Annotated in this window: 38 protein-coding genes and 1 tRNA gene; all 39 read right to left on the bottom strand. The window is 37.8% G+C overall.

From position 1 onward, the window contains the following. Positions 1–90: 90 nt before the first annotated feature. The 39 genes from rpsM to D4A81_RS03330 all read right to left on the bottom strand — a co-directional run bounded on the left by rpsM (position 91) and on the right by D4A81_RS03330 (position 25,382). Positions 91–459 carry a 30S ribosomal protein S13 gene (rpsM, locus tag D4A81_RS03520; RefSeq protein ID WP_111525427.1) on the bottom strand — a complete coding sequence of 123 codons (369 nt, stop codon included), beginning with the start codon at positions 457–459 and terminating at the stop codon, positions 91–93. Between the two features lie 30 nt (positions 460–489). Beyond that, complete coding sequence (gene rpmJ, locus D4A81_RS03515) at positions 490–603, bottom strand: 50S ribosomal protein L36 (protein ID WP_003497809.1); 114 nt, start codon at positions 601–603, stop codon at positions 490–492. Between the two features lie 79 nt (positions 604–682). Then, positions 683–901 (bottom strand): translation initiation factor IF-1, encoded by a 219-nt coding sequence (gene infA, locus D4A81_RS03510; protein ID WP_007593317.1) that lies wholly within the window; start codon positions 899–901, stop codon positions 683–685. Then, positions 880–1,155, bottom strand: a complete 276-nt coding sequence (locus D4A81_RS03505) for a KOW domain-containing RNA-binding protein (RefSeq protein WP_111525426.1) — start codon at positions 1,153–1,155, stop codon at positions 880–882. Before D4A81_RS03505 ends, infA begins: the two co-directional genes overlap by 22 nt. Then, positions 1,152–1,910, bottom strand: a complete 759-nt coding sequence (gene map, locus D4A81_RS03500; protein WP_111525425.1) for a type I methionyl aminopeptidase — start codon at positions 1,908–1,910, stop codon at positions 1,152–1,154. The genes D4A81_RS03505 and map overlap by 4 nt, the downstream gene beginning before the upstream one ends. A 14-nt stretch (positions 1,911–1,924) precedes the next feature. Beyond that, a complete protein-coding gene (locus tag D4A81_RS03495) occupies positions 1,925–2,566 on the bottom strand; it encodes an adenylate kinase (RefSeq protein ID WP_111525424.1) in 642 nt (213 codons plus the stop codon). Positions 2,567–2,642: 76 nt separating this feature from the next. Continuing rightward, positions 2,643–3,959 carry a preprotein translocase subunit SecY gene (secY, locus tag D4A81_RS03490; protein ID WP_111525423.1) on the bottom strand — a complete coding sequence of 439 codons (1,317 nt, stop codon included), beginning with the start codon at positions 3,957–3,959 and terminating at the stop codon, positions 2,643–2,645. After that, positions 3,959–4,399: a 50S ribosomal protein L15 gene (gene rplO / locus D4A81_RS03485; protein ID WP_111525422.1), complete on the bottom strand. Its 441-nt coding sequence runs from the start codon at positions 4,397–4,399 to the stop codon at positions 3,959–3,961. Before rplO ends, secY begins: the two co-directional genes overlap by 1 nt. Positions 4,400–4,415: 16 nt before the next feature. Beyond that, positions 4,416–4,595 (bottom strand): 50S ribosomal protein L30, encoded by a 180-nt coding sequence (rpmD, locus tag D4A81_RS03480; protein WP_111525421.1) that lies wholly within the window; start codon positions 4,593–4,595, stop codon positions 4,416–4,418. Between the two features lie 12 nt (positions 4,596–4,607). Beyond that, entirely contained in the window at positions 4,608–5,117 is a 510-nt protein-coding gene (gene rpsE / locus D4A81_RS03475; protein WP_007593327.1) for a 30S ribosomal protein S5, read from the bottom strand. 17 nt (positions 5,118–5,134) lie between these two features. Continuing rightward, the gene (gene rplR / locus D4A81_RS03470; protein WP_111525420.1) at positions 5,135–5,503 is read right to left on the bottom strand and encodes a 50S ribosomal protein L18; all 369 of its coding nucleotides are present in this window, start codon (positions 5,501–5,503) and stop codon (positions 5,135–5,137) included. Between the two features lie 15 nt (positions 5,504–5,518). Further along, positions 5,519–6,061 carry a 50S ribosomal protein L6 gene (rplF, locus tag D4A81_RS03465; RefSeq protein WP_111525419.1) on the bottom strand — a complete coding sequence of 181 codons (543 nt, stop codon included), beginning with the start codon at positions 6,059–6,061 and terminating at the stop codon, positions 5,519–5,521. 311 nt (positions 6,062–6,372) lie between these two features. Next, a complete protein-coding gene (gene rpsH / locus D4A81_RS03460; protein WP_007593334.1) occupies positions 6,373–6,774 on the bottom strand; it encodes a 30S ribosomal protein S8 in 402 nt (133 codons plus the stop codon). A 229-nt stretch (positions 6,775–7,003) separates the two neighbouring features. After that, a complete protein-coding gene (locus D4A81_RS03455; RefSeq protein ID WP_007593336.1) occupies positions 7,004–7,189 on the bottom strand; it encodes a type Z 30S ribosomal protein S14 in 186 nt (61 codons plus the stop codon). A 17-nt stretch (positions 7,190–7,206) separates the two neighbouring features. Further along, a complete protein-coding gene (rplE, locus tag D4A81_RS03450; RefSeq protein WP_111525418.1) occupies positions 7,207–7,746 on the bottom strand; it encodes a 50S ribosomal protein L5 in 540 nt (179 codons plus the stop codon). 17 nt (positions 7,747–7,763) lie between these two features. Next, positions 7,764–8,069: a 50S ribosomal protein L24 gene (gene rplX / locus D4A81_RS03445; protein WP_111525417.1), complete on the bottom strand. Its 306-nt coding sequence runs from the start codon at positions 8,067–8,069 to the stop codon at positions 7,764–7,766. An 11-nt stretch (positions 8,070–8,080) separates the two neighbouring features. Beyond that, positions 8,081–8,449, bottom strand: coding sequence for a 50S ribosomal protein L14 (rplN, locus tag D4A81_RS03440; protein WP_111525416.1), 369 nt, complete (start codon positions 8,447–8,449; stop codon positions 8,081–8,083). 23 nt (positions 8,450–8,472) lie between these two features. Continuing rightward, on the bottom strand, positions 8,473–8,727 hold the full coding sequence (rpsQ, locus tag D4A81_RS03435; RefSeq protein ID WP_007593341.1) for a 30S ribosomal protein S17: 255 nt from the start codon (positions 8,725–8,727) through the stop codon (positions 8,473–8,475). Between the two features lie 17 nt (positions 8,728–8,744). After that, positions 8,745–8,951: a 50S ribosomal protein L29 gene (gene rpmC / locus D4A81_RS03430; protein WP_111525415.1), complete on the bottom strand. Its 207-nt coding sequence runs from the start codon at positions 8,949–8,951 to the stop codon at positions 8,745–8,747. Beyond that, entirely contained in the window at positions 8,941–9,378 is a 438-nt protein-coding gene (rplP, locus tag D4A81_RS03425; RefSeq protein WP_111525414.1) for a 50S ribosomal protein L16, read from the bottom strand. The genes rpmC and rplP overlap by 11 nt, the downstream gene beginning before the upstream one ends. A 1-nt stretch (position 9,379) precedes the next feature. Then, a complete protein-coding gene (gene rpsC, locus D4A81_RS03420) occupies positions 9,380–10,036 on the bottom strand; it encodes a 30S ribosomal protein S3 (protein ID WP_111525413.1) in 657 nt (218 codons plus the stop codon). A gap of 14 nt (positions 10,037–10,050) precedes the next feature. Beyond that, positions 10,051–10,437: a 50S ribosomal protein L22 gene (gene rplV, locus D4A81_RS03415; RefSeq protein WP_007593354.1), complete on the bottom strand. Its 387-nt coding sequence runs from the start codon at positions 10,435–10,437 to the stop codon at positions 10,051–10,053. Between the two features lie 26 nt (positions 10,438–10,463). Continuing rightward, positions 10,464–10,742 (bottom strand): 30S ribosomal protein S19, encoded by a 279-nt coding sequence (gene rpsS, locus D4A81_RS03410; protein WP_008752097.1) that lies wholly within the window; start codon positions 10,740–10,742, stop codon positions 10,464–10,466. A gap of 14 nt (positions 10,743–10,756) precedes the next feature. Beyond that, the gene (rplB, locus tag D4A81_RS03405; protein ID WP_111525412.1) at positions 10,757–11,605 is read right to left on the bottom strand and encodes a 50S ribosomal protein L2; all 849 of its coding nucleotides are present in this window, start codon (positions 11,603–11,605) and stop codon (positions 10,757–10,759) included. A gap of 92 nt (positions 11,606–11,697) precedes the next feature. Next, positions 11,698–11,997: a 50S ribosomal protein L23 gene (gene rplW, locus D4A81_RS03400; RefSeq protein ID WP_111525411.1), complete on the bottom strand. Its 300-nt coding sequence runs from the start codon at positions 11,995–11,997 to the stop codon at positions 11,698–11,700. After that, complete coding sequence (gene rplD / locus D4A81_RS03395; RefSeq protein WP_111525410.1) at positions 11,997–12,617, bottom strand: 50S ribosomal protein L4; 621 nt, start codon at positions 12,615–12,617, stop codon at positions 11,997–11,999. The genes rplW and rplD overlap by 1 nt, the downstream gene beginning before the upstream one ends. Positions 12,618–12,639: 22 nt before the next feature. Further along, positions 12,640–13,317 (bottom strand): 50S ribosomal protein L3, encoded by a 678-nt coding sequence (rplC, locus tag D4A81_RS03390; protein ID WP_111525409.1) that lies wholly within the window; start codon positions 13,315–13,317, stop codon positions 12,640–12,642. A 76-nt stretch (positions 13,318–13,393) separates the two neighbouring features. After that, entirely contained in the window at positions 13,394–13,711 is a 318-nt protein-coding gene (gene rpsJ, locus D4A81_RS03385) for a 30S ribosomal protein S10 (protein WP_007593367.1), read from the bottom strand. A 568-nt stretch (positions 13,712–14,279) separates the two neighbouring features. Beyond that, the gene (locus tag D4A81_RS03380; RefSeq protein WP_111525408.1) at positions 14,280–14,828 is read right to left on the bottom strand and encodes a folate family ECF transporter S component; all 549 of its coding nucleotides are present in this window, start codon (positions 14,826–14,828) and stop codon (positions 14,280–14,282) included. Between the two features lie 3 nt (positions 14,829–14,831). After that, complete coding sequence (locus tag D4A81_RS03375) at positions 14,832–16,007, bottom strand: NAD(P)-dependent malic enzyme (protein ID WP_111525407.1); 1,176 nt, start codon at positions 16,005–16,007, stop codon at positions 14,832–14,834. A gap of 114 nt (positions 16,008–16,121) precedes the next feature. Continuing rightward, the gene (locus D4A81_RS03370) at positions 16,122–17,402 is read right to left on the bottom strand and encodes a glycoside hydrolase family 10 protein (protein ID WP_111525460.1); all 1,281 of its coding nucleotides are present in this window, start codon (positions 17,400–17,402) and stop codon (positions 16,122–16,124) included. 166 nt (positions 17,403–17,568) lie between these two features. Continuing rightward, positions 17,569–17,651, bottom strand: a tRNA-Leu gene (locus D4A81_RS03365). Between the two features lie 143 nt (positions 17,652–17,794). Then, positions 17,795–18,847 carry an electron transfer flavoprotein subunit alpha/FixB family protein gene (locus D4A81_RS03360; protein WP_119808249.1) on the bottom strand — a complete coding sequence of 351 codons (1,053 nt, stop codon included), beginning with the start codon at positions 18,845–18,847 and terminating at the stop codon, positions 17,795–17,797. 13 nt (positions 18,848–18,860) lie between these two features. Next, positions 18,861–19,643 (bottom strand): electron transfer flavoprotein subunit beta/FixA family protein, encoded by a 783-nt coding sequence (locus tag D4A81_RS03355; RefSeq protein WP_111526128.1) that lies wholly within the window; start codon positions 19,641–19,643, stop codon positions 18,861–18,863. 26 nt (positions 19,644–19,669) lie between these two features. Then, entirely contained in the window at positions 19,670–20,824 is a 1,155-nt protein-coding gene (locus tag D4A81_RS03350; RefSeq protein WP_119808247.1) for an acyl-CoA dehydrogenase, read from the bottom strand. A gap of 214 nt (positions 20,825–21,038) precedes the next feature. Next, positions 21,039–21,815: an enoyl-CoA hydratase-related protein gene (locus D4A81_RS03345; protein ID WP_111525136.1), complete on the bottom strand. Its 777-nt coding sequence runs from the start codon at positions 21,813–21,815 to the stop codon at positions 21,039–21,041. A gap of 92 nt (positions 21,816–21,907) precedes the next feature. After that, the gene (locus D4A81_RS03340; RefSeq protein ID WP_111525137.1) at positions 21,908–23,308 is read right to left on the bottom strand and encodes a GntP family permease; all 1,401 of its coding nucleotides are present in this window, start codon (positions 23,306–23,308) and stop codon (positions 21,908–21,910) included. Between the two features lie 92 nt (positions 23,309–23,400). Continuing rightward, on the bottom strand, positions 23,401–24,957 hold the full coding sequence (locus tag D4A81_RS03335; protein ID WP_111525138.1) for an acyl CoA:acetate/3-ketoacid CoA transferase: 1,557 nt from the start codon (positions 24,955–24,957) through the stop codon (positions 23,401–23,403). Further along, the gene (locus D4A81_RS03330; RefSeq protein ID WP_111525139.1) at positions 24,957–25,382 is read right to left on the bottom strand and encodes a MaoC family dehydratase; all 426 of its coding nucleotides are present in this window, start codon (positions 25,380–25,382) and stop codon (positions 24,957–24,959) included. The genes D4A81_RS03335 and D4A81_RS03330 overlap by 1 nt, the downstream gene beginning before the upstream one ends. Positions 25,383–25,672 lie beyond the last annotated feature (290 nt).

Raw genomic sequence — 25,672 nt, 5'->3', positions numbered from 1 at the left:
AACCTACCTTTTTAAACTTTACTACGCTCCTGTTTTTAAAACATACAGCGAAAATTACTTTTCGAAAAAATGAATAGACTATATTATCTATTATTTTTTCTTGTTTGCTACTGTCTTTCTTGGACCCTTACGTGTTCTTGCATTTGTCTTAGTTTTCTGTCCGCGAACCGGAAGATTCTTTCTATGACGAATACCACGATAACATCCTATTTCCTGTAATCTCTTGATGTTCATAGCAATCTCTCTTCTAAGATCACCCTCTACCATCTGAGTATCAGAAATAACCTGTGCCAACTCTTTTACTTCATCATCTGTAAGATCCTTTACTCTTGTATCAGGATTTACACCAGCTGCTTTCAAGATACGCTTTGAACTTGTAAGACCTATACCATAGATATATGTCAAACCAATCTCAACACGCTTTTCTCTTGGTAAATCAACGCCTGCTATACGAGCCATTTACCTACTTCCTCCTTATTCCTATGCAGATCAACCTTGTCTCTGCTTGTGCTTTGGGTTCTCACAAATTACTCTTATGGAACCTTTTCTCTTAATTATTTTGCATTTTTCGCAAATCGGTTTCACTGAAGATCTGACCTTCATTGTAACTCTCCTTTCATCGCTACTAATAAAGACGCCATGGTATTATAGCATTAACTACTATAATATGCAAGGTCTTATTTTATTTATCACGCCAAATGATTCGTCCTTTAGTCAAATCATATGGAGATAATTCGATAGTAACTTTATCACCCGGCAAAATTCTTATATAATTCATTCTAAGTTTGCCACTGATATGTGCCAATACCTGATGCCCATTCTCAAGTTCTACCTGAAACATAGCATTAGGTAACTTCTCAACAACTGTTCCTTCAATCTCTATAACGTCTGATTTAGACATTTATTCCTCCACTTTTTCAAGAGATATTTTAACTTAACATCGTTAAAGTTATCACCACTGTTTTTTATATCAATAAATTCATCACTTTTTCCAAGTCTTCTAATATGCTTTATATTCTTTTTCTTTGGCTTATCAAGAGTCTTTAGTCTGCCATCTGCAACATATATATAATTATTGTCACATTCTATTACTAAATAATACTCTCCTCTATCATGACCCATTATTGATATTACAATATCACCTGTATTTATCATAATTTTCTCAGAGAAAGAATCTCAGGCTCACCCTCTGTTATCAAAATAGTGTTTTCATAATGTGCTGCCAATGAATTATCATCTGTAACCACTGTCCAGTCATCATCAAGCCATACCACTTCATCTCTTCCTGCCGTAATCATAGGCTCTATTGCAAGGGTCATACCAGGCTGTAGTTTAATTCCACCTCTTTTCATATCAAAGTTTGGAACTTCAGGGTCTTCGTGAAGATGTGTACCAATACCATGTCCTACTAAATCCCTTACTACGCCATATCCTCTTTCCTTTGCATACGCTCCTATGGCTTTGCATATATCATTTAAATGATTTCCTGCAATAGCATACTTAATTCCCTCATAAAAGCACTCTCTTGTAACCTTTACAAGTTCTTTTGCCTTATCGCTTCCTTCGCCTATTATATGGGTTCTGGCAGCGTCTGAATGATATCCTTTCCAAATAACACCTGCATCCAAGCTCACGACATCTCCATCTTTTAAGATTCTTTTCTTAGATGGAATACCATGTACAACCTCTTCATTTACAGATACACATATTGAAGCAGGATATCCATTATAGTTAAGAAATGAAGGAACACATCCAAATGATCTTATTATTTCATCTCCAAGCTTATTTACCTGATATGTAGTCATACCTGCATGTAATGCTTTTTCCAATTCTTCATGAGTCTTTGCCAGTATTATTCCGGCCTCTCTCATTAATTGTATTTCCCTCTCAGACTTTATTGTTACTGCCATTTTCCCCTCACAATCTATTCCAAAACTGCAATAATATCCAGGAATACTTCTTCCATATCCTTTGTACCGTCTACTGATGCGAGTATTTTCTCATTATCATAGTAATCAATCAAAGGCTGTGTCTGATCATGATACACCTCAAGTCTTTTCTTAACAGTTTCAGGCTTATCATCATCCCTAATAACAAGTTCATTTCCACAATTATCACATACATTTTCCGTCTTTGGTGCAGAATACATTATATGATATGTGTTTCCACAATTTAGACAGGCTCTTCTACCGCTCATTCTACTGATGATTGATTCGTCAGGTACATCTACATTTATAGCATAATCTATTTTTTCACCAAGCTCTGATAAAGCATTAGTCAAAGATTTTGCCTGTGGAATTGTTCTAGGAAAACCGTCAAGTACAAATCCGTTCTTACAATCATCCTTATGTATTCTATCCAAAAGCATTCCGATAGTAATATCATCAGGAACCAGCTCACCTTTGTCCATATACTCTTTTGCTTTATTTCCAAGCTCAGTTTTTTCTTTTATATTAGCTCTAAATATATCACCTGTAGATATATGTGGTATATTATACTTGTTTGCAATTCTCTTTGCCTGTGTACCTTTTCCGGCACCCGGTGCACCTAACATAATAATCTTCATGGTTTTACCCCCTAAATTTCATTAGTAACCACGAAAAACCCCTGAAGAATTTCCCCAGTGGTTTTTCGTAAGATGATTAGTCTAATAAGAATCCTCTGTAATTTCTTACAAGCATTTGTGATTCAATTGCTTTTATTGTCTCAAGTACAACACCAACAATGATGATCAAGGATGTTCCGGTAAATGAAAGTCTACTGATATTGAACAATCCTGAAATTATTATAGGTATAATACAAACGATTATAAGGCCTGTTGCACCTATAATTATGATGTGACTTAAAATCTTTGAGAAATAATCACTTGTTGGCTTACCCGGTCTGATACCCGGAACAAAACCACCTGATTTTTTCATATTATTAGCTACCTCAAGTGGGTTAAAAGTAATTGATGTATAAAAGTAAGCAAATAAGACAATCAATATGATATAAACTATCAGTCCAATAGAATACTTCGGTGCCTCAGGCTTAAACCACATTGATGAATTCATATATGTCAATATCTCACCTACTATTGAGCCATTATTTATTTGTAAGAATTGGCCAATAACTATAGGAGTAGAGAATATTGAAGAAGCAAATATTACCGGAATAACACCTGCAGTATTTACCTTTAAAGGAATATGAGATGATGTTCCGCCCACACTTCTTCTACCCTGCGTTTTGGATGAATATTGTACAGGAATTCTTCTTTCGGCATCCTGTAATATAATAGTAAATATTACCATTATAATTATAAATGCCAATATAATAACTGCAGCAACTACCATTCTAGCTACTGTCTGATCTTTTAAGAATCTCTCATACAGATTCTTGAAATCATTTGGTAATGATGAAAGTATATTTAACAAAAGAACTATGGAAATACCATTCCCTACTCCATTCTCTGTTATTCTTTCTCCAATCCACATCAAAAATGCACTACCTGCTGTCATTGTAAATATAGTTACAACTACACTCTTTATTGTATAATGAAGTAGAAGGTCCTGTTTGCCAAATCCTATTGCCATAGCTGAAGATTGTAAGAGGGCTAGTGCGATAGTCAAATATCTTGTATATTCGACTATCTTTTTTCTGCCATCTTCGCCATCCTGCTGCAATTCCTCAAGTGCCGGAATCGCTATTGTTAAAAGCTGGATTATAATAGAACTTGTAATATATGGAGTGATACTCAGTGCAAGTACACTCATATTTTCAAAAGAACCACCAGTTATTGCATTAAAAAATCCAAACGCATCGCCTGATTGCTTTGCAAAAAGATTCTTAAAAAAAGTTGTGTTTACACCCGGTATAGGTAAATTACTGCCAAAGCGAATAACTACCAGCATCATAAATGTGTACAGAAGTTTCTTTCTTACATCCTTCACCTTAAATGCATTACGGAGTGTTGTGAGCATTAGATCACCTCACAAGTTCCGCCTGCGGCTTCAATCTTAGCTTTTGCACTTTCACTAACAGCAATATACTTTATATTGAACTTCTTTGTTAATGAACCATTACCTAAGAGTTTAACTCCATCTCTTGTATTTTTGATAATTCCTGCTGCTACTAATGTATCAGGAGTAACTAAAGTACCATCCTCAAGACGATCAAGAACAGAAATGTTTACTGCAACGATATCCTTAGAGTTACGATTTGTAAATCCTCTCTTAGGAATACGTCTATATAAAGGCATCTGACCACCCTCAAATCCAGGTCTTGTAGCACCTGAACGAGCTTTCTGACCCTTGTGACCCTTACCGGCTGTCTTACCATTACCTGAACCATGTCCACGGCCACGTCTGAAATTATCGCTATGCTTTGAGCCTAATGCAGGCTGTAAATTAGATAAATCCATAACTACACCTCCTTCTTTAGACTTCTTCAACTTTTACAAGATGTCTTACATGCCAAATCATACCTCTTATAGCATCATTATCCGGCATTTCCACTGTCTTGTTCAATTTTCTTAAACCAAGTGCCTCTACAGTTGCTTTCTGCTTTGGAATAGCACCGATAGGGGATTTAACCAATGTAATTTTTAACTTTGCCATATTTTCCTCCTATTATGCTAATATTTCTTCGACTGACTTACCACGAAGCTTTGCAATCTCTTCAGGTGTCTTAAGTGCTGCTAAACCTGCAAGTGTAGCAAGACATACATTTGTCTTGTTATTTGAACCTAAAGACTTTGAACGGATATTCTTATATCCGGCAAGCTCCAGTACCGCACGTGCCGGACCACCGGCGATAATACCTGTACCTTCAGGTGCTCTCTTTAAAAGAACACTTGCACTTCCAAATTTTCCAGTGTAATCATGTGGTACACTGAAATTCTCATCTATTCTAACCTCAACTAATGACTTAGTTGCAGCTTCTTTTCCCTTACGGATAGCCTCCGGCACCTCTCCTGCTTTTCCAAGACCGATACCAACATGACCATTACCGTCACCAACAACAACAAGAGCAGAAAACTTCATTGTACGTCCACCCTTTACGGTTTTGGATACACGCTTGATATTTACGACTCTGTCATTTAACTCCAATTTGCTTGGATCGATGATTTGTCTCTTCATGTATGTTTCTCCTCCTATTAGAATTGTAATCCTGCTTCACGGGCAGCTTCAGCCAATGCAGCAACCTTACCTTGATAGATAAATCCGCCTCTATCAAATACAACTTTGTCTATACCCTTCTCAAGTGCTCTCTTTGCAATAAGAGTTCCAACATATGCTGCAGCCTCTACATCATTTGTCTTTGAAAGTTCCTCTCTTGCACTCTTCTCAAGAGTTGATGCACTTACTACTGTATTTCCCACTGTGTCGTCAATAATCTGAGCGTACATATGGTTGTTGCTTCTAAATACAGCAAGGCGTGGTCTCTGAGCTGTTCCGCTGAGACGATTACGTAATCTATAATGCTTCTTAAGTCTAAGATCGCTTTTTGATTTTTTGCTAACCATTTACTTACCCTCCTATTATTTCTTACCGGTCTTACCGACTTTACGTCTGATAACTTCAGTAGAGTATTTGATACCCTTGCCCTTATATGGCTCAGGCTTTCTCTTGTCTCTTATCTCAGCAGCATACTGACCAACCTTTTCCTTGTCAATACCCTGAATCTTGATTATATTCTGTCCGTCAAGAACAGATGTGATACCCTCTGGATCTTCCATCTCTACAGGATGTGAATATCCAAGTGAAAGCACAAGCTTGTTTCCTTGCTTTGCTGCTCTATAACCAACACCATTTACCTCAAGTACCTTCTCATAGCCTTCGGTTACACCTACTACCATGTTATGTATAAGAGTTCTTGTGAGACCGTGTAATGCCTTATTCTTCTTTAAGTCATTTGGTCTAGTTACTACAATATCATCACCTTCCTGCTTAATAGTCATTTCTACAGGTAGTGCTCTCTCAAGTGTACCCTTAGGACCTTTTACAGTCACATGATTATTTTCTGCAATTGTAACAGTTACTCCTGCCGGAATTGCGATAGGCATTCTTCCAATTCGTGACATGCCGTCTTCCTCCTTAAATTTGTCGTGAGTTTTCACTCATGTTTTCAGGTTTTATCTCTTCTAATAGGCAGCCAATAAAGAATATTCTTTATGACTACTGCTATTAGAGTTGAAACTTAATTTATATTTATTGTATCCACTCGACATCGGCAAACATACATTTGCCGGGTGGGTTCGACTCCACTAGCGCTCAAACTTCGTTTTCGCTGAGTGTCGTGAACGACTTTCACACTAAGTGTTCAATATTTCGGGACGGGCTTTCGTACTAAATTCGCACTGCACTTCGTTTGTGCTCATTAAGTGCGTGGTGACTACCAAACGAAAGCTAATACTTCTCCACCTACATTAAGCTTTCTTGCTTCTTTGTCTGTGATAACACCATTATTTGTTGAAATGATAGCTGTTCCAAGACCACCAAGAACTCTTGGAAGCTCTTCTCTGCTTGCATATATACGCAAACCTGGCTTTGAAATTCTCTTCAATCCACTTATTATTCTCTCGCTCTTGTTAGCTGTATACTTTAAGAATATTCTGATATCCTTGAAGTTACCATTGTCAACAAGTTCGTACTTCTCTACATAACCTTCTTCTACAAGTATGTTAGCTATTGCTATTTTCATCTTTGAGGAAGGAATATCAACTGAGTCATGTTTTGCAGTATTTGCATTTCTGATTCTAGTAAGCATATCTGCAATTGGATCGCTCATTGTCATGGAATTTTTTCCTCCTGTTTATTTTAAATGTATCTGATTACTACTTTTTTTGCTTCAATTAAGCTTTTTGATAAATGCTTCCACTCGACATCTGCATACATATGTGTGCCGGGTGGCGTCCACTCGACTAAGTTCAAACTTCGCTTCGCTCGTTTTCACTAAGGCTCGGGACGGGCTTTCACACTAAACTCACGCTTCGCTTTGCTTGCGTTCGTTAAGTGTTCAATGCCTACCAGCTGGCTTTCTTAACTCCTGGAATTTGACCCTTATAAGCCAATTCACGGAAGCAAATTCTACAGATACCATACTTTTTAAGATAAGCATGTGGACGACCACAGATTTTACATCTGCTATATTCTCTTGTAGAGAATTTTGCCGGTCTAGCCTGCTTAATCTTCATTGAAGTCTTTGCCATGAAATCTTCCTCCTAAATTATTTGAAAAATGGCATATTGAATAATGTCAAAAGTTCTCTAGCTTCTTCATCGGTGTTTGCTGTAGTAACGAATATAACGTCCATACCACGCACCTTATCAATCTTATCATACTCTATCTCAGGGAAGATAAGCTGTTCCTTAACTCCAAGAGCATAGTTTCCTCTACCATCAAATGCATTAGGATTTACACCTCTAAAGTCACGCACTCTAGGAAGAGCAAGATTTATAAGTCTGTCAGCAAACTCATACATCTTTGAACCACGAAGAGTTACCTTACAACCGATAGGCATACCCTCTCTAAGCTTAAAGTTAGCAACTGATTTCTTTGCCTTAGTAACTACCGCCTTTTGTCCGGAGATAATTTCAAGATCTCTAACTGCAGCGTCTAATACTTTTGCATTGTCTTTTGCCTCACCAACAGCCATATTGATAACGATCTTATCAAGCTTTGGTACTTGCATAGGATTCTTATATCCAAACTTTTCGATCATCTTAGCAACGATCTCGTTCTCATATGTGTCCCTTAATCTTGTCATGTTTTCCTCCTTTCCAATTAGTCAATAGCCTTGCCGGTCTTCTTAGCTACACGAACTTTCTTGCCGTCTTTTACTTCAAACCCAACTCTTGTAGCCTGACCATCAACAACTAACATTACATTTGATATATCAATAGTTCCCTCTGTAGTTACAATACCACCATTCTGGTTAGCCATACTAGGTTTTGTATGCTTTGTAATTATATTACAGCCTTCAACTATTACTCTATTCTTCTTAGTATCAACCTTTAATACTTTACCTGTCTTGCCTCTATCTTTTCCAGATATGATCTTAACCATATCGTCTCTTTTGATTTTATGCACGCTAGACCTCCTTATAATACTTCAGGTGCGAGAGATACAATTTTCATGAAATGCTTCTCACGAAGTTCTCTTGCAACCGGTCCAAAGATACGAGTACCTCTTGGAGTCTTGTCATCCTTGATTATAACTGCTGCGTTTTCATCGAATCTGATGTATGAACCGTCTTTACGGCGTGTGCTATTAACTGTTCTTACTACAACAGCCTTAACAACATCACCTTTCTTTACAACACCGCCAGGTGTTGCATCTTTAACGGTAGCGACGATTATATCGCCGATATGAGCATATCTTCTAGTTGAACCACCCATAACACGAATTGTAAGCAATTCTTTTGCTCCAGTGTTATCGGCCACCTTCAATCTTGTTTCCTGCTGAATCATGCCGGATACTCCTTCCTACCTAATTATTTTGCCTTCTCAATTATCTGTACAAGTCTCCATCTCTTATCTTTTGAAAGAGGTCTTGTTTCCATAATTTTTACAGTATCGCCAATGTTACATTCATTCTTCTCATCATGTGCTTTGAATTTAACAGTCTTCTTTACAATCTTGCCATAAAGTGGATGCTTTACATGGTCCTCGATTGCAACAGTGATTGTCTTATCCATCTTATCGCTAACAACCTTGCCGATACGGGTTTTTCTAAGATTTCTCTCCACGGTTTATCTCCTTTATCTTATGCCAATTTTGCATTCTCAGTGATAACTGTCTGAATTCTGGCAATGTTTCTACGAACTTCCTTAATTCTTGAAGTGTTATCCAACTGGCTGGTTGCATTTTGGAATCTAAGGTTGAAAAGTTCCTTCTTTGCGGAAACCAATTCTTCATTCAACTGTTCTAAGCTTTTAGATTTTAATTCATTTACATATTTATTAGTTTTCACTTGTTTCACCGCCTTCCAAATCAGCCTTTGAAACTATCTTACATCTGCAAGGAAGCTTATGCATAGCAAGACGAAGAGCCTCTCTAGCAACCTCTTCAGATACGCCTGCAATCTCAAATAGTACACGACCCGGCTTTACAACAGCTACCCAATATTCTGTAGATCCCTTTCCTGAACCCATTCTTGTCTCAGCAGGTTTTGCTGTAACAGGCTTATCAGGGAAAATCTTTATCCAAACTTTACCACCACGCTTAATATAACGAGTCATAGCGACTCTGGCAGCCTCTATCTGGTTTGACTTTATCCAACAAGGATCAAGGGACACTAAACCATACTCACCATAAGTGATCTTATTGCCTCTTAGGGCCTTTCCAGCCATAGAACCTCTAAACTGTTTTCTACGCTTTACTCTCTTAGGCATTAACATATTATTTTACGCTCCCTTCCTGTGTTTTCTTCTGAGGAAGCACCTCACCGGTATATATCCAAACCTTAACACCAACTTTACCGTATGTTGTATTTGCCTCGGCAAAACCATACTGAATGTCAGCTCTTAATGTCTGAAGAGGAATTGTACCCTCTGAATAGAACTCTGTACGAGCCATATCAGCACCACCAAGACGTCCTGAACAGCTTGCCTTGATACCAAGTACTCCTGCCTTCATACTTCTTGACATTGTTGACTTCATTGCTCTACGGAATGATATACGATTCTCAAGCTGTGCTGCAATATTCTCTGCTACAAGCTGAGCATCTCTATCCGGTCTCTTGATTTCTTTGATATCAATGAATACCTTCTTATCTGTAAACTTTGATACTTCCTTCTTTAACTTTTCAACTTCAGCACCCTGCTTACCGATAACAACACCCGGTCTAGCTGTATGAAGTATTATTCTAACTCTGTCTGAAGCACGCTCGATTTCAATATCTGATACGCTAGCTGAATAAAGCTTGTTCTTTAAGAACTTTCTGATATTGTAGTCTTCTACTAAACAATCAGCAAAATCCTTATCAGCGTACCATCTGGAGCTCCAGTCTTTTATAACACCGACTCTAAGTCCATGTGGATTAACTTTCTGTCCCATTTTCGCGTCTCCTCCTATCTTTCATCTAAGACCACTGTGATATGGCTCATTCTCTTCTCGATACGATAAGCTCTACCCTGTGCTCTAGGCTTAATTCTCTTCATTATAGGGCCATCACTTGCATAACATTCTGCAATATACAATTTAGAAGGATCTAAATTATTATTGTTCTCAGCATTAGCAACTGCTGACTCTACTAATTTCTTGATAACACTTGACGCATATCTTGGGCTATACATAAGAATACCCAAAGCCTCACCAACATTCTTTCCTCTGATCGCATCAAGCACGAAACATGCTTTCTGAACAGGTACTCTGGCATATGAGAGCTTAGCTGATGGTCTGGTGTCCTTAACTGCATTTCTTTCTCTTTTAATCTGGGATCTATGTCCTTTTGCCATTTAAAAAACCTCCTTTCAACCCTCTCTTATCTTGAAGCTTTCTTATCGTCAGCTTTATGTCCTCTATAAGTTCTTGTAGCAACAAACTCACCAAGCTTATGTCCTACCATATCCTCAGTAATATATACCGGAACATGTTTTCTTCCATCATGAACAGCAATAGTATGACCTACCATCTGTGGGAAGATTGTAGAACGACGTGACCATGTTTTAATAACACTCTTATCGCCAGCCTTGTTCATTGCATCAACTTTCTTTAATAAACTTGCATCTGCAAATGGTCCTTTTTTAAGTGAACGTGACATTTATCTTTCCTCCTTTATTTAGTAGCGGCCTTACCATCTCTTCTTCTGATGATCAACTTATTAGACTGTTTCTTCTTGTTTCTAGTCTTAAGACCAAGAGCCGGCTTGCCCCAAGGAGTAGATGGACCCGGACGACCGATTCCGGTTTTACCTTCACCACCACCGTGTGGATGGTCATTAGGGTTCATAACAGAACCACGAACTGTAGGTCTTATACCCATATGGCGCTTTCTTCCCGCCTTACCAAGCTTAACAAGTGAATGCTCACCATTTCCAACTACACCAATAGTAGCTCTACAAATGATTGGAACCATTCTCATCTCACCTGATGGAAGACGAAGAGTTGCATACTTGCCTTCTTTCGCCATAAGCTGTGCTACATTTCCTGCTGAACGAACAAGCTGTCCGCCCTTTCCGGGATAAAGCTCAATGTTATGAATCTGTGCACCTACAGGAATCTCTGCAAGTGGTAAACAGTTTCCAACTCTAGCCTCTGCACCTGAACCACTTACAATTGTAGTTCCAACCTGAAGACCTTCAGGAGCAAGTATATAAGCCTTTGCACCATCTACATATGAAATAAGTGCAATATTTGCTGTTCTATTTGGATCATACTCTATAGCAACAACCTTTGCAGGAACTCCGTCCTTAGAGTTTCTCTTAAAGTCGATAATTCTGTATTTTCTCTTTGCACCGCCACCACGATGTCTAACTGTTATTTTACCCTGATTGTTTCTTCCTGAGTTCTTCTTAATTGGTGCCAATAATGACTTCTCAGGAGTACTCTTTGTAATTACGCTAAAGTCCAAACCTGTCATATTTCTTCTAGACGGTGTATATGGACTATATTTCTTTATTCCCATTTATTTCTCCTTCTTGTGCTACGCACTTTATCACGGCAGGATGCCGTATAATATTTCCCGATTTTCATATCGGGAAAGCAAACTCTTGTTGCTTATAAGCCCTGGAATAACTCGATCTCTTTGCTATCCTCTGTAAGCCACACAATAGCCTTCTTAACTTTTGCAGTCTTACCTGTTGTCATTCCTCTTCTTCTTGTCTTTCCATCCTGGTTCATAGTATTTACTCTAGAAACCTTAACGCCGTCAAACATCTTCTCAACCGCTTCTTTGATCATTGTCTTGTTTGAGTCAGGATGTACAAGGAAAGTATATTTCTTATCTGTCATGCCAAGCATGCTCTTCTCTGTAATAACCGGCTTAAGTATTACATCATAATATTGAATATTTGCCATTACGCATATACCTCCTCTATAGTCTTAACAGCGTCCTTTGAAGCAACTACTGTATTGTACTTTAAGATATCATATACATTGATACTCTTAGGTGAAGCAGCCTTAACACCATATATATTTCTTACAGAAAGTACAGTGTTCTTCTCATTCTCAGCACATACAACAAGTGCTTTCTTAACATTTAAGTTATTCAAAGTCTGCTGCATCTTCTTTGTCTTGATTTCTGACATTGCGAAATCATCAACAACGATAAACTTGTTCTCAAGAACTCTACTTGTAAGAGCACTCTTAAGAGCAATTCTCTTCTCTTTTTTATTTAAATTGATCGTATAATCTCTTGGAGTAGGTGCAAACACAACACCGCCACCCTTCCATTGAGGTGATCTTGTTGAACCCTGACGCGCATGTCCTGTACCTTTTTGCTTCCAAGGCTTTCTTCCACCACCACTAACTTCAGAGCGAGTCTTTGCCTTTTGTGTTCCCTGACGCTTGTTTGCCAACTGTGCAACAACCGCCATATGAACTAAATGCTCGTTAACATTAACTCCGAACACAGCATCATTTAATTCTATACTACCTACTTCTTTTCCTTCAATATTAAATACTGATATATTAGCCATTTGTGTTCCTCCTTTCTGTTAGTTATTTCTTCTTAACAGTCTCTTTTAATGTTATTAAAGCTTTCTTTGAACCCGGCATTGAACCCTTTACAAGGATAAGGTTCTTATCTGCATCAACTCTTACAATTTCAAGATTCTGTGTAGTTACCTTCTTTGCACCCATATGTCCAGGCATTCCTTTGCCCTTAAATACATGGCTTGGATCTGAAGATGAACCATTTGAACCCTGATGACGGTGGAACTTAGAACCGTGACTCATAGGTCCTCTAGACTGTCCATGACGCTTAATAGCACCTTGGAATCCTTTACCCTTTGAGATAGCCGTTGCATCAACCTTATCTCCTGCTGCAAATATATCAGCCTTGATTTCACTCTTTAATTCATATTCAGCAGCGTTCTCAAACTTGAACTCTCTGATAAATCTTCCTGCTGTGAAAACTTCTCTCTTCTTATCGCCCTTCTCAACTACAGTCTTCTCAACTCCTGCCTTTGCAAGGTGACCTGACTTAGCCTTGTTTACAAGCTTTGTACGGATCTGTCCATATGCAACCTGCACCGAATTATATCCATCATTTTCTTCTGTCTTAACCTGTGTGACAACACATGGTCCTGCAAGAAGAACTGTTACAGGTATTAACACGCCATTCTCATCGAAAATCTGTGTCATACCAACTTTTCTAGCAAGTATTGCCTTCTTCATTAATATACCTCCTGGTTTATTCTACAGCGGAGCACTATGTGCTCATCCTAGAGCAGGATTAACGCCAATTAGCGGATTATCTACTCTTCATTTTGATGTCTATGTTCACACCTGCCGGCATTTCCAATCTGGAAAGTGCATCAACAGTCTTCTGTGATGGTGCAATGACATCAATCAGTCTCTTGTGTGTTCTCTGCTCGAACTGCTCACGAGAGTCTTTGTACTTATGTACAGCTCTAAGGATAGTAACCACTTCCTTCTTTGTTGGTAGTGGAACAGGTCCTGAAACAGCTGCTCCTGTCTTCTTTACAGTATCAACAATTCTTGCAGCACAGCTGTCAACTAATTGGTGATCATAAGCTTTTAATGTGATTCTCATTACCTGATTTGCCATAAAAAAAGCCGCCTCCTTTTCAATCTTATAAAAGAAATTGACAAGCGGTGACTGTACACTCTTCCGTGCGTATCATAAATATAAACCCACGGAATTACTCAATATGAGATGCTGTTTGTACAGTGACTTGTCGCCAGTTTTTGCAACATGACCTTCGCTCCACATAAAACCCGTTAAACGGCAACCTATGTTTCATAGCTATCAATGTCACAGCCATACTAGGATAGCACATCTAAAAACCGATTGCAAGTACTTTTTTATATTATCTCATGTTTTTTCAAGTACTGTTACAGTTCAGGTACCATATATCTTGAGACTTTTAATTTTACAATCCTTGTAGCGTTTAACTCTTTCGTGAAAACGAGACTCAGATTAAGCAGCTTGTGACTTGTTTGAGTGCAGTTCGCTGCTCCCCAAGCGAACAAACGAGTTTTTGCAGACTGCGTAAAATCCTGCGAAGTTTTAAGAAAGAGTTTCGATTAGGATTGTAAAACAAAAGCTCTAAAGGAGCTACCTGAACTGTAAACAAGTACTTAAAATCGGTTTTTATCTACTATATTTTATTATACTAATCAAAGTTTTTTCTTAAATTATGTTGTTCCATAAACTTTAATATAACAAATGCCATAAAACTGTTTATAGGAAGTAAAATTATATTTTTAACAGCTCTCATCGGCAAAATAGCAAGGAAAGCTTTTCCATATAGTATATTTAGCCAAAGTGTACCAAGCAATATATTACATAATAAGCTTACCAAAATTTCAGCTGCTAAAATTCTCTTTATTGAGACAGGCTTCTTATATAAAATACTTCCATACATAATACCTGCGATAATAGCGTTAAATGTAAAACCGGGAAAGAAAGGCCCTGTAGGTTTCATCATATACTTTACAATATCAGTAATTGCACCAAATATGCTTCCAACTATAGGTCCAAATAAATATCCTATACTTACAGTCGTCAATGAAGAAAAACCAATCTTCAAAAAATTGCCTATAGGGACTGTAAAAGCTCCTAATATAATAGAAATTGCAACGAACATTGCAACTGTTGTAATTGTCCTTACCTTCTTTAACTCTCTATACGAGAACAAAAAAATATCTTTAATACTTACCATAATTTACTTCCTAACACTGCCACTTTCTATAGCTGCTTTTTCCACCGCTTTGGCCACTGTTTCTGCTACCAACTTATCAAGTGCGGAAGGTATAATATTTTCGGCACTCAGATCCTCAGGTCTTATATAATCTGCAATAGCTTTTGCCGCAGCTTTTTTCATAGTATAATTTATATCTCTTGCACTTGCATTAAGGGCACCTCTAAATATTCCGGGAAAAGCAAGTACATTATTTATCTGATTCGGTCTATCACTTCTTCCCGTGCCCATTACAGCTACGCCTGCTTTTATAGCCTCATCATATGAAATCTCCGGATTTGGATTTGCCATAGCAAATACTATAGGATCCTTAGCCATTGTTTTTATCATATCCTTTGTAAGAATATTTGCCACAGAAACTCCTATAAATACATCCGCTTCTACCAGTGCATCTGCCAATTCGCCTCTCATATCCTCAAGGTTTGTAACTGTACATAGCCATTTTTTATGATCCTTGATACCTTCTACTCTATCCTTATATAAAACACCAAATTCATCACATGCTATTATATTCTTTACTCCAGACTCTAAAAGCATCTTTATAATAGCTGTACCGGCACTTCCCGGTCCATTTAAAACTACCTTTATATCAGCCATTTCCTTTTTTACAAGTTTTAGAGCATTAATGAGAGCCGCCGTAACTACTATTGCAGTACCATGCTGATCATCATGAAATACAGGTATCTCAAGCTCTTTCTCGAGTCTTTCTTCTATTTCAAAGCATTTTGGTGATGCAATATCCTCTAAGTTTATTCCACCAAAGCATGGTGCAATATTCTTTACAGTTTTTATTATCCCCTCTGCATCCTTTGTATCAAGGCATATAGGAAATGCATCTACATCGCCAAACTCTTTAAACAGTATAGCCTTTCCCTCCATTACAGGCATAGCTGCCTTAGGTCCGATATCACCCAGACCAAGAACTGCTGTTCCGTCAGAAATCACTGCTACCAAATTCTTCTTGGCCGTATATTTCCAAACATTTTTAGGATCTTTTGCAATCTCCCTACAAGGTTCAGCTACTCCGGGAGTGTATGCGGTACTCAAATCATCTCTAGTATTTATTTTTATCTTACTTACAACGGCAACCTTACCTCCATTTGCCTCATGCAATTTTAGTGCTTCTTTACTATAGTCCATATTACCACCTTTATAAAACCTTATAAAATTCTTTGATGTATTCTAGCACAAAAATATATACTTTTCCATAACAATGAAAAAGGCGGACTGATAATCAATCCACCTAAAATATATTTAATTAAATACAGTCTGTAAATTATCCAACTCAATGGCTGCAGGTGCCTCTCTAAAGTTTTGATATGCAAATATTCCATATCCGTCAACAGCTCCACTCTCTCTAGCAGACTTTACCTGTCTTAATAAAATATCATTGTATCTTAGCCATTCTGAGACTTCATTCCCATCCTTTATATTCTTTCCGGTTCTATACAGCCCAAGACCTATACATAACTTTACACTACTATTACTCTTTCTTTTAAGTTCAACCCAACTATTCAAACAATTCTCATACGCATGTGGAGCAGACTCACCTTTTTTATTTTTTGCCTCAAAACCATGGTAGAGCTGTGGCATTATATAGTCAATATATTCATTTGAAACCATCCATGTATCAATATCTACAAAGTATGAATCATTACTTCTAAGCGATGATAAAAGAGCTACCGGACTGACTCCAAATACAGCCTGAGGACGCACCTGATGAACTGTCTTGTATACATCTTTTACCAACATTGAAACATTATTTCTTCTCCACTGTGTAATACCAAGATTGCTACCTGATGCATCATATTCCGGCTTATCAAAGCTTTTTGCCGGATCATTGTTATTTAATGAAGGATAAAAATAATCATCAAACTGAATACCATCTACAGCATAATTTTCACATATCTCACGTATTGAATTTACTAAATAATTACGAACCTCTTCACTCGAAGGATTTAAATAATAACTTCCATTATGCAAGAGTACATTTCTTTGCTTGTCAGGATTTGACGCCCACTGCTTTACAATAGAACTTTCCGGCACCTCTCCCCACTGAACCATTGAATTTGTCACCCTGTAAGGATTTACCCATGCATGGAAGGCAAGTCCATTTTTATGGGCACTTTCTAACATATACTCTAGAGGATCAAATGTAGAAGACGAATTCTTTGTAACCATATACTTTGACAAAGGAAATGCCTTTAATTTCAAACCATAACTATCTGAATGGCTGTGTACATGACAAAATATAGCATTCATACCACGATTTTTAATATCAGACATCACCTGATCTGCACGCTGTTTGAAAGCTTCCACATCAGATGGCATTTCACTCCAGTCAATATACGAAAACCACACTCCCCTCAGCTCCTTTGGTTGTACAATGGGTACAGTAGCAGCTTGAACATTTTCCCTTCTCTTAATAGGGGTAACCGATGCATATACCTGTGTTGCTATCAAAGTACTCATCACCAAAATGATAGCAAATATTCTGCCAATACGACCAAAAAAGCTTATTGTTTTAATATTCATTCCTACACTCTCCTTTTTATTTGTCAAAGAATAAGTCTCTTCACCTTAATTCTCGTTTTTTAAAATTACTCACTATCATACTATAGCTTTCACAAAAAACCAATATTCTTTTCCTTAAAGTCATCTTACAAACAAAAAAGCTGCATGAAAACTTCACACAGCTTACTGCCGGTGGCGAGACTCGAACTCGCACACCCTTTCGAATAACAGATTTTGAGTCTGTCGCGTCTGCCATTCCGCCACACCGGCTCATCACTTGACAATATTAGCATAAGAGTAGGACATTTGCAAGTATTTTTTAATAAATATTGCAACAAAAAGGTGGGCTGAATAATCAACCCACCCAAAATAACTAACTAAAATTAATTATATACTATAAAAGATAATCTATATTAATTTTCCTTAGCTAATTCAGCTTTAATTTTCTCTGTAAGTGCAGGAACTATCTTGTTCAAATCACCTACGATACCATAGTCAGCAACACTGAAGATAGGTGCTGTCTCATCTTTATTGATAGCGATAATGATATCACCTTCTTCCATACCTGCCAAATGCTGTATTGCACCTGAAATACCTATTGCAAAATATAAATGTGGACGAACCGTCTTTCCTGTCTGTCCTACCTGCATATCCTTTGGCATCCAACCTGCATCTACTACCGCTCTTGAACAGCTTACAGTTGCATTGAGTGCATCAGCCAAATCCTTAAGTATCTTAAAGTTCTCTGCTGAACCTACTCCTCTACCTCCTGATACCAAAATCTTTGCAGCCATGATATCTTCTGTTGTCTTTGCATTCTTTACTATCTCTAAGATCTCAACATACTTGCTGTTCTCTTCCAGCTTAGCATCAAAGTCTATTACCTCTGCCTTTGCTCCTGCCACTCTTTCCTTCTTTTGCATAACACCCGGACGAACTGTTGCCATCTGTGGTCTGTTCTCAGGGCATGCAATAGTAGCTATTGTGTTTCCACCAAATGCCGGTCTTGTCATAAGAAGCTGATTATGCTTCTGCTCTCTTCCTGCAACTGCTACTAATGGATAATCTCCTATATCAAGCTGTGTACAGTCTGCTGTAAGTCCTGTTCCAACTCTTGCTGATACTCTAGGTCCCAAATCTCTTCCTATTGCTGTAGCTCCAATAATGAATATCTCAGGCTTAAACTCATTTATAACTGCTGATAATGCCTGTGTATATGGCTCTGTACGATACTCTTTTAATTTAGCATCATCCACTACTATTACTTTATCTGCACCATGCTCTGCAAGCTCATCTACCAGACCTTTTACATCAGATCCCAGTAGTACTGCTGTTACTTCTGTATTAAGGTCAGCAGCTAAATCCTTACCTTTTCCTATAAGCTCAAGAGAAATACTGCTCAATTTGCCGTCTACCTGCTGGGCAAATGTAAACACTCCCCTGTATTCTTCTGTATTTTGTCTCATAAACGACTCCTTTTTAGATGATATGTGTTTCTTTTAATTTGCCTATGATGTAATCAACAGATTCTGATGCACCAAGGTTTACCTGCTCTCCTGCACCCTTTCTTACCTTGTCAGATGCCTTTGCTATCTGAGTTGGTGATCCCTTAAGTCCTATATTGGAATCATCTACATCTATAAGGTCTGCTCTTGAAAGTACAGTAACTTCTTTGTCATATGCATCAAAAATACCGCCAGGAGTCATATATCTTGGCTCATTCAGCTCTGATAATGCTGTAACAAGTACCGGCATCTTTGCTTTCAATACATGATATCTGTCATCAAACTGACGCTCTACCACTACACTGTCGCCATCTATCTCTATCTTCTGTGCATAGCTGATAACAGGTATATCTAAATGCTCTGATATCTGTGGACCTACTTGTGCTGTATCTCCATCTATAGCCTGACGACCTGTTATAATAAGATCATACTCTAATTTTCTAAGCGCTCCTGCTATAGTCTGTGATGTAGCCCATGTATCTGCTCCACCAAGTACTCTGTCTGTTATAAGTACAGCATTGTCTGCTCCCATTGCCAACGCTTCTCTAAGTACTTCATCAGCCTTTGGAAGTCCCATAGTAACAACTGTAACTTCTGCACCATATTTATCTTTAAGTCTAAGAGCTGCCTCAAGACCCGCCTTATCATCCGGGTTCATAATTGTAAGCATAGCTCCTCTATTTAATGTGCCGTCAGGGTTGAAAACAACTCCGCCCTTTGTATCAGGCACTTGTTTAATACAAACAACTATCTTCATGACATCCTCCATTCGTAATAGCACAATTATTTAAGCAATCCGCCTGAAATTACCATTCTTTGTACTTCGCTTGTTCCCTCGTACACTTCTGTAATCTTAGCATCACGCATCATTCTTTCAATCTCATATTCTCTTGTATATCCATATCCACCGTGAAGCTGTACTGCCTTTGTAGTAACTTCCATAGCTACTTCTGCCGCAAACAACTTAGCCATAGCTGCTTCCTCTGAATAATTCTTCTGGGTTGCTTTAGCCATAGCTGCTCTATATACAAGCATCTGTGCCGCTTTTACTTTGGTTGCCATATTCGCTAACTCAAACTGTGTATTTTGGAATGCACCGATAGATCTTCCAAACTGCTTTCTCTCTTTTACATATGCAACTGTTCTCTCAAGTGCTCCCTCTGCTATACCTAGTGCCTGTGCAGCAATACCGATACGACCACCATCAAGAGTATGCATTGCTATACCGAATCCCTTACCTGCAGGGCCGAGCATGTTCTCCTTTGGAACTCTGCAATCTGTAAATATAAGCTCATAAGTAGATGAACCTCTGATACCCATCTTCTTTTCCTTTGTTCCGAATCCGAATCCCGGTGTATCCTTCTCAACTATAAATGCAGAGAAAATCTTCTTTTGTCTTCCCTTTGCATCTACCTTTATCTCTGTACATGCTATTACAACATAGATATCTGCTTCTTTACCATTTGTGATAAAAATCTTTGAGCCATTAAGTACATACTCATCACCATCAAGTACAGCCTTTGTAACCGCACCCTGTGCATCTGTACCTGCGTTAGGCTCTGTAAGTGCAAAAGCTCCAAGCTTCTCACCATTTGCCAATGGTACAAGGTATTTTTCCTTCTGTTCAGGTGTTCCATACATGAAAATAGGATCTGCACAAAGTGATGTATGTGCTGAAACGATAACACCTGTTGTAGCACAAACCTTTGACAGCTCTTCTACGCACATAATGTAAGCTAATGGATCAGCTCCCTGTCCTCCATACTCCTTTGCTACAGGAATACCAAGAAAACCGTACTTTGCAAGCTTAGTTACAGTTTCTCTTGGAAATACTTCTGTTTCATCTACCTCTACCGCAAGAGGTTTTACTTCCTTTTCGGCAAACTCCCTAAAGAGGGCTCTTGCCATCTCATGTTTCTTGTCTAAAGTAAAATCCATGAATCATACCCTACTTGAATAAATCCAAGTGCAAACATAAATAGTGAAAGTCTTTGTTTGCGTTATCCTTTCTTAGTTTTCTTTCACCTATATACAAACAAATGTAAAACGAACCTTTACATTTATTATCAATATTTGCATATTCCATCCCTCATCTCAATTTAAAATGGAAGATGCTTTATTGTAATTGAACACTATTAACACAAACAGCATTCTATGAATTAGTAAAATTCTTTTCTTTTCTCTTCTCAAGGAAAGCACTCATACCTTCTACCTGGTCATGTGTTGCAAAACAACTACCAAACAGTTTCTCTTCGATAACTATAGCGTCATCCATCTTTGCGTCAAGTCCATCATTAATAGCCTTCTTACATGCACGAACTGCAATAGGTGCATTCTGTGCTATATTACCGGCCATCTTCTTAGCGACTCCCAAAAGCTCCTCTTGTGGATATACCGCATTAACAAGTCCGATTCTCAATGCTTCATCTGCCTTTATGTTTCTTGCTGTATAAATCAGCTGTTTTGCCATTCCGGCACCAACCAATCTTGCAAGTCTCTGCGTTCCACCAAATCCCGGTGTAATACCAAGTCCAACCTCCGGCTGACCAAACATTGCATTATCGGAACATATACGAATATCACAACTCATTGCAATCTCGCATCCACCCCCAAGTGCAAATCCGTTTACGGCAGCTATAACAGGTATTGGGAAAGTCTCAATCTTTCTGAATACATCATTTCCCTTCTTTCCGAAAGCTTCACCCTCTGCGGGACTAAGCTTACTCATCTCACCAATATCGGCACCTGCTACAAATGACTTATTTCCTGCACCTGTCAAAACAATAGCTCTCACAACATTTGTATCAATACCATCCAAGCAACCATTCAGTTCATCCAACACAGCTGAATTCAAAGCATTCAAAGCCTCAGGTCTGTTAATTGTAATGATACCTACCATTCCGTCCTGTTCATAATTTATAAAATTCACAAACGGCACCCCCTTTTCTTAGTACAATGTCTTACTTCAAGTTCCCTAAAATAATATATAAGAAATGCTATATAAAGCTCACTATAGCATTTTTAAACTATTCCAAAGCTTGCACAAATTATAATTACAGTTACAGCTATTAACGGAATGATTACTGTACACATACCGATATCTGCATATGAATCTTTATGTGTCATTCCTGTAATACCTAGCAATGTAATAACCGCACCATTATGTGGCAATGTATCCATACCACCACAAGCTATAGAAGCAACTCTATGAAGCACCTGTGGATTAATTCCTCTTGAAACTGCTATTTCAAGGAACTGTTTTCCCATAGTCTCAAGTGCTATAGACAATCCACCTGATGCTGATCCTGTAACACCTGCCAAAACAGAACTTGAAACCGCTGTTCCTACCAATGGATTAGAAGATATACTTACTATTCCGGAGCTTATTATTGCAAATGCTGAAAGACCTGCAATAACATTACCATAACCAGTCTCTGATGCTGTATTGAATATTGCAAGGAATGAACCATTAGTTCCAACTGTCATAGTCTTTACTACATCGTCAAATCTCTTAAAATTAAGTACAACTGTTATAATAATACCCACAAACAAAGCTATAATCAAAGACCAGTTTCCTGTTACAGCCTTTAAAGTTGTTTCATATGGTTTAGCCTCAAGATAGCTTCCATCAATGCTAGGATAAATTATTCTTGATAAAACATAGTTTATAACAAGAACTGCAAGGATTGGAGCAAGTGCTATTATAAATGGAGGTAAATCCTTCTTCTCTTCACCTGTCTTAAAATGCTCATTATGCTGTCCATATCCTTCACCCTTTTGTTTAGCTGTCTTTGCACGGAATGATAACCAAGCCATTCCAAGTCCAAACATTATAACTGTTGCAATAATACCAAGTACAGGAGCAGCAAATGCGTCTGTTCCAAAATACTTCATAGGTATAGCATTTTGAATCTGTGGTGAACCAGGGATTGCAGTCATTGTATATGTAAATGCACCTAATGCAATAGCACCCGGGAGAATTCTCTTTGGAATCTCAACTTCTTTAAAAAGCTTTGCTCCAATTGGGTAAATTGCAAAAGCAACAACGAACAAAGATACACCACCGTATGTCAACAATGAACATGACAATACAACTGACAAGATTGCCATATGGCTTCCAAGTTTTGATGTGATAAAACCTGAAATAGCATCTGCCGAGCCTGAATCCTCAAGCATTTTTCCAAAAATAGCACCAAGTAAAAATATTGGGAAATAGTTACGAACATATTTTCCAAGACTCACCATAAATACTTCGGTGTAATGTGCCATTAAATGTGGGTCTTCTCCCATTGATAATGTACCAATAACTACTGCAAGTAAAGCCAAGAGTGGTGCAACAGCAACAACTGAAAAGCCTTTAAATGCAAGGTACATAAGAAGCCCAAGAGATAGAATAATTCCTAAAATTCCAATAATCTGCATTTTTTATTCCTCTATTTTTTAAACTATTTTTATGTATGATCATAAAAAACCATACTCTATCACAAATACTAACTATTTATGATTATTTATTTTTATAACTCCAAACCCATTAAAGCATCCTTGAAAATTCTTTCATCCATAAGTTTTAAGTCATCAGCAATGATAGGCTTAAAATCCATATGTGCAAGAATATCTTTTTCAAGATCTACTCCCGGTGCAATTTCTATTAACAAAAGGCCATCCTTTGTTAGCTTGAAAACGCATCTTTCTGTGACATACAAAACTTCTTGATTTGTATCATTAGCATACTTTGCAGAGAAGGTTATCTGCTCAACTTTCTTGATGAATTTCTTTTCTCTACCCTCTTCAAGGATAACAAGCTTTCCATCCTCAATCTTCTCCTTTAAGCCACCTGCTGTGAAAGTACCACAGAATACAATTCTCTTTGTACTTTGAGAGATATTAATAAATCCTCCACAACCCGGAATCTTCGGTCCAAACTTAGATACGTTTATATTACCCTCTTCATCGCACTGTGCCAGTCCAAGGAATGTAGCATCTAATCCTCCACCATTGTAAAGGTCAAACTGTACATCCTGATCTAATATAGACTGTGGATTGATTACTCCTCCGAATTTGATACCTCCAAGAGGAACTCCTCCGGTTATTCCTGACTCTACACTAAGAGTAATCTTATCTCCCTGACCTTCCTCATTAGCAACTGCACCTACAAGTTCAGGAATACCTATACCAAGGTTAACTAAAGAGTATGCATTCATCTCCATAGCACCTCTTCTGCCTATAACTTTTCTGTTATCAAGCTTTGGAGGTTCAACTCTACTGAGCAATGTCTTAGCATTTCCACAATATGCAGGATTATACTCTTCACCAAATACCTGCTCATGATATTTATATGCATCAGTACATTTAACAACCACATCTACAAGCACTCCCGGAATCTTTACAAGTCTTGGATCAAGAGTATTTGCACCTACTATATCCTTTACCTGTACAATGACCTTTCCGCCATTGTTCTTACAGGCAAGTGCCATATTTGTTGCGTCAAGTGTAGCAACCTCATCTTCCAAACTGATATTTCCAAGTTCATCAGCAAAAGTACCTCTTATAATCGTAAAATCAATCTTTGGCGCTAAATAATAAAGATATTCTTCACCTTCAAGCTCTATCTTTTTAACCAAATCTTCCTTTGTTACCTCATTCAGCTTTCCACCGCCTTGAGTAGGGTCTACAAAAGTTTCAAGACCTATCTTACTAATAGTAGCCTTTTCGCCTGATGCTGAAGAACGGAACATATGTGAAATCACGCCCTGAGGAAAATTGTATGCCTCAATTTTATTGTCGAGAACCAGTTTCTGTAACTTCGGAGCCAAATTCCAATGTCCACCAACAACTCTCTTTAAGAGTCCTTCTCCATCCAAAAGATTGAGTGCTCTCTCCTTTCCATCACCTTGACCGGCAGCATAATAAAGTGTCAAATCTCTAGGTGACTTTGTCTCCTCATATCTTTCCTTTAATTTTTCCTGTATCTCCTCTGCCGCACCTATTCCAACAAATCCATTTATAGCTATAGTCGAATTATCTGTAATTAAATCTGCTGCTTCTCTTGCAGTTAGGAATTGTACTCTCATTAATTAGCCTCCTTTTTAGGTGGAAGTACCATAGCCTCACCATCTAAAACAACTTCTCCGTTTTGATTTGTGCATGTTGTTTTTAACTTAAGGAATTTATCCTTTACCTTCTCGCATGCTTCCACAGTTGCTGTAATTGTATCTCCGAAATAGACAGGTTTTGTAAACTTAAGTTCCTGTCCCATATATATAGTACCTTCTCCAGGAAGTTTCATTCCAAGTACTGTGGATACAAGTCCGGCTGTAAGCATACCATGAGCAATTCTCTTTCCGAAAATCCCTTTCTTTGCTGCCTCCTCATCGATGTGTGCAGGATTTAAATCTCCTATAATACCTGCGTACAAATACACATCTCCTTCTGTGATGGTTTTGGAAAAAGATGCTTTTTCGCCAATAGCAATCTCTTCAATACTTTTTCCCGCCATAATATTACCTCCATAAAATTATATTTACTTTTCAAAGAAGCCCTTGAAAATATTTTCACATAACAATAAAACTTTTGAACATCTTATTCCATATGATCAAAGTGTAATTATTCATTTTTTTCATATTTAATTGTGTAGAACCCAATATGCACTATCATTTTTGAATAATATTAATAATAATTTGTTGTATTACTATATAATATTACTATATTTCAGCTTTTATGTCAATCTTTTTTATATTGCAAATACAATACAGTCATTCCAAACAATATAGTTGATTCTATGAATAA

Origin of the sequence: Lachnoanaerobaculum umeaense (assembly GCF_003589745.1) — a bacterium.
Classification (GTDB): Bacteria; Bacillota; Clostridia; order Lachnospirales; family Lachnospiraceae; genus Lachnoanaerobaculum; species Lachnoanaerobaculum umeaense.
The sequence above is the reverse complement of the archived record's forward strand: the minus strand, read 5'-3'. Positions and strand labels throughout refer to the sequence as shown.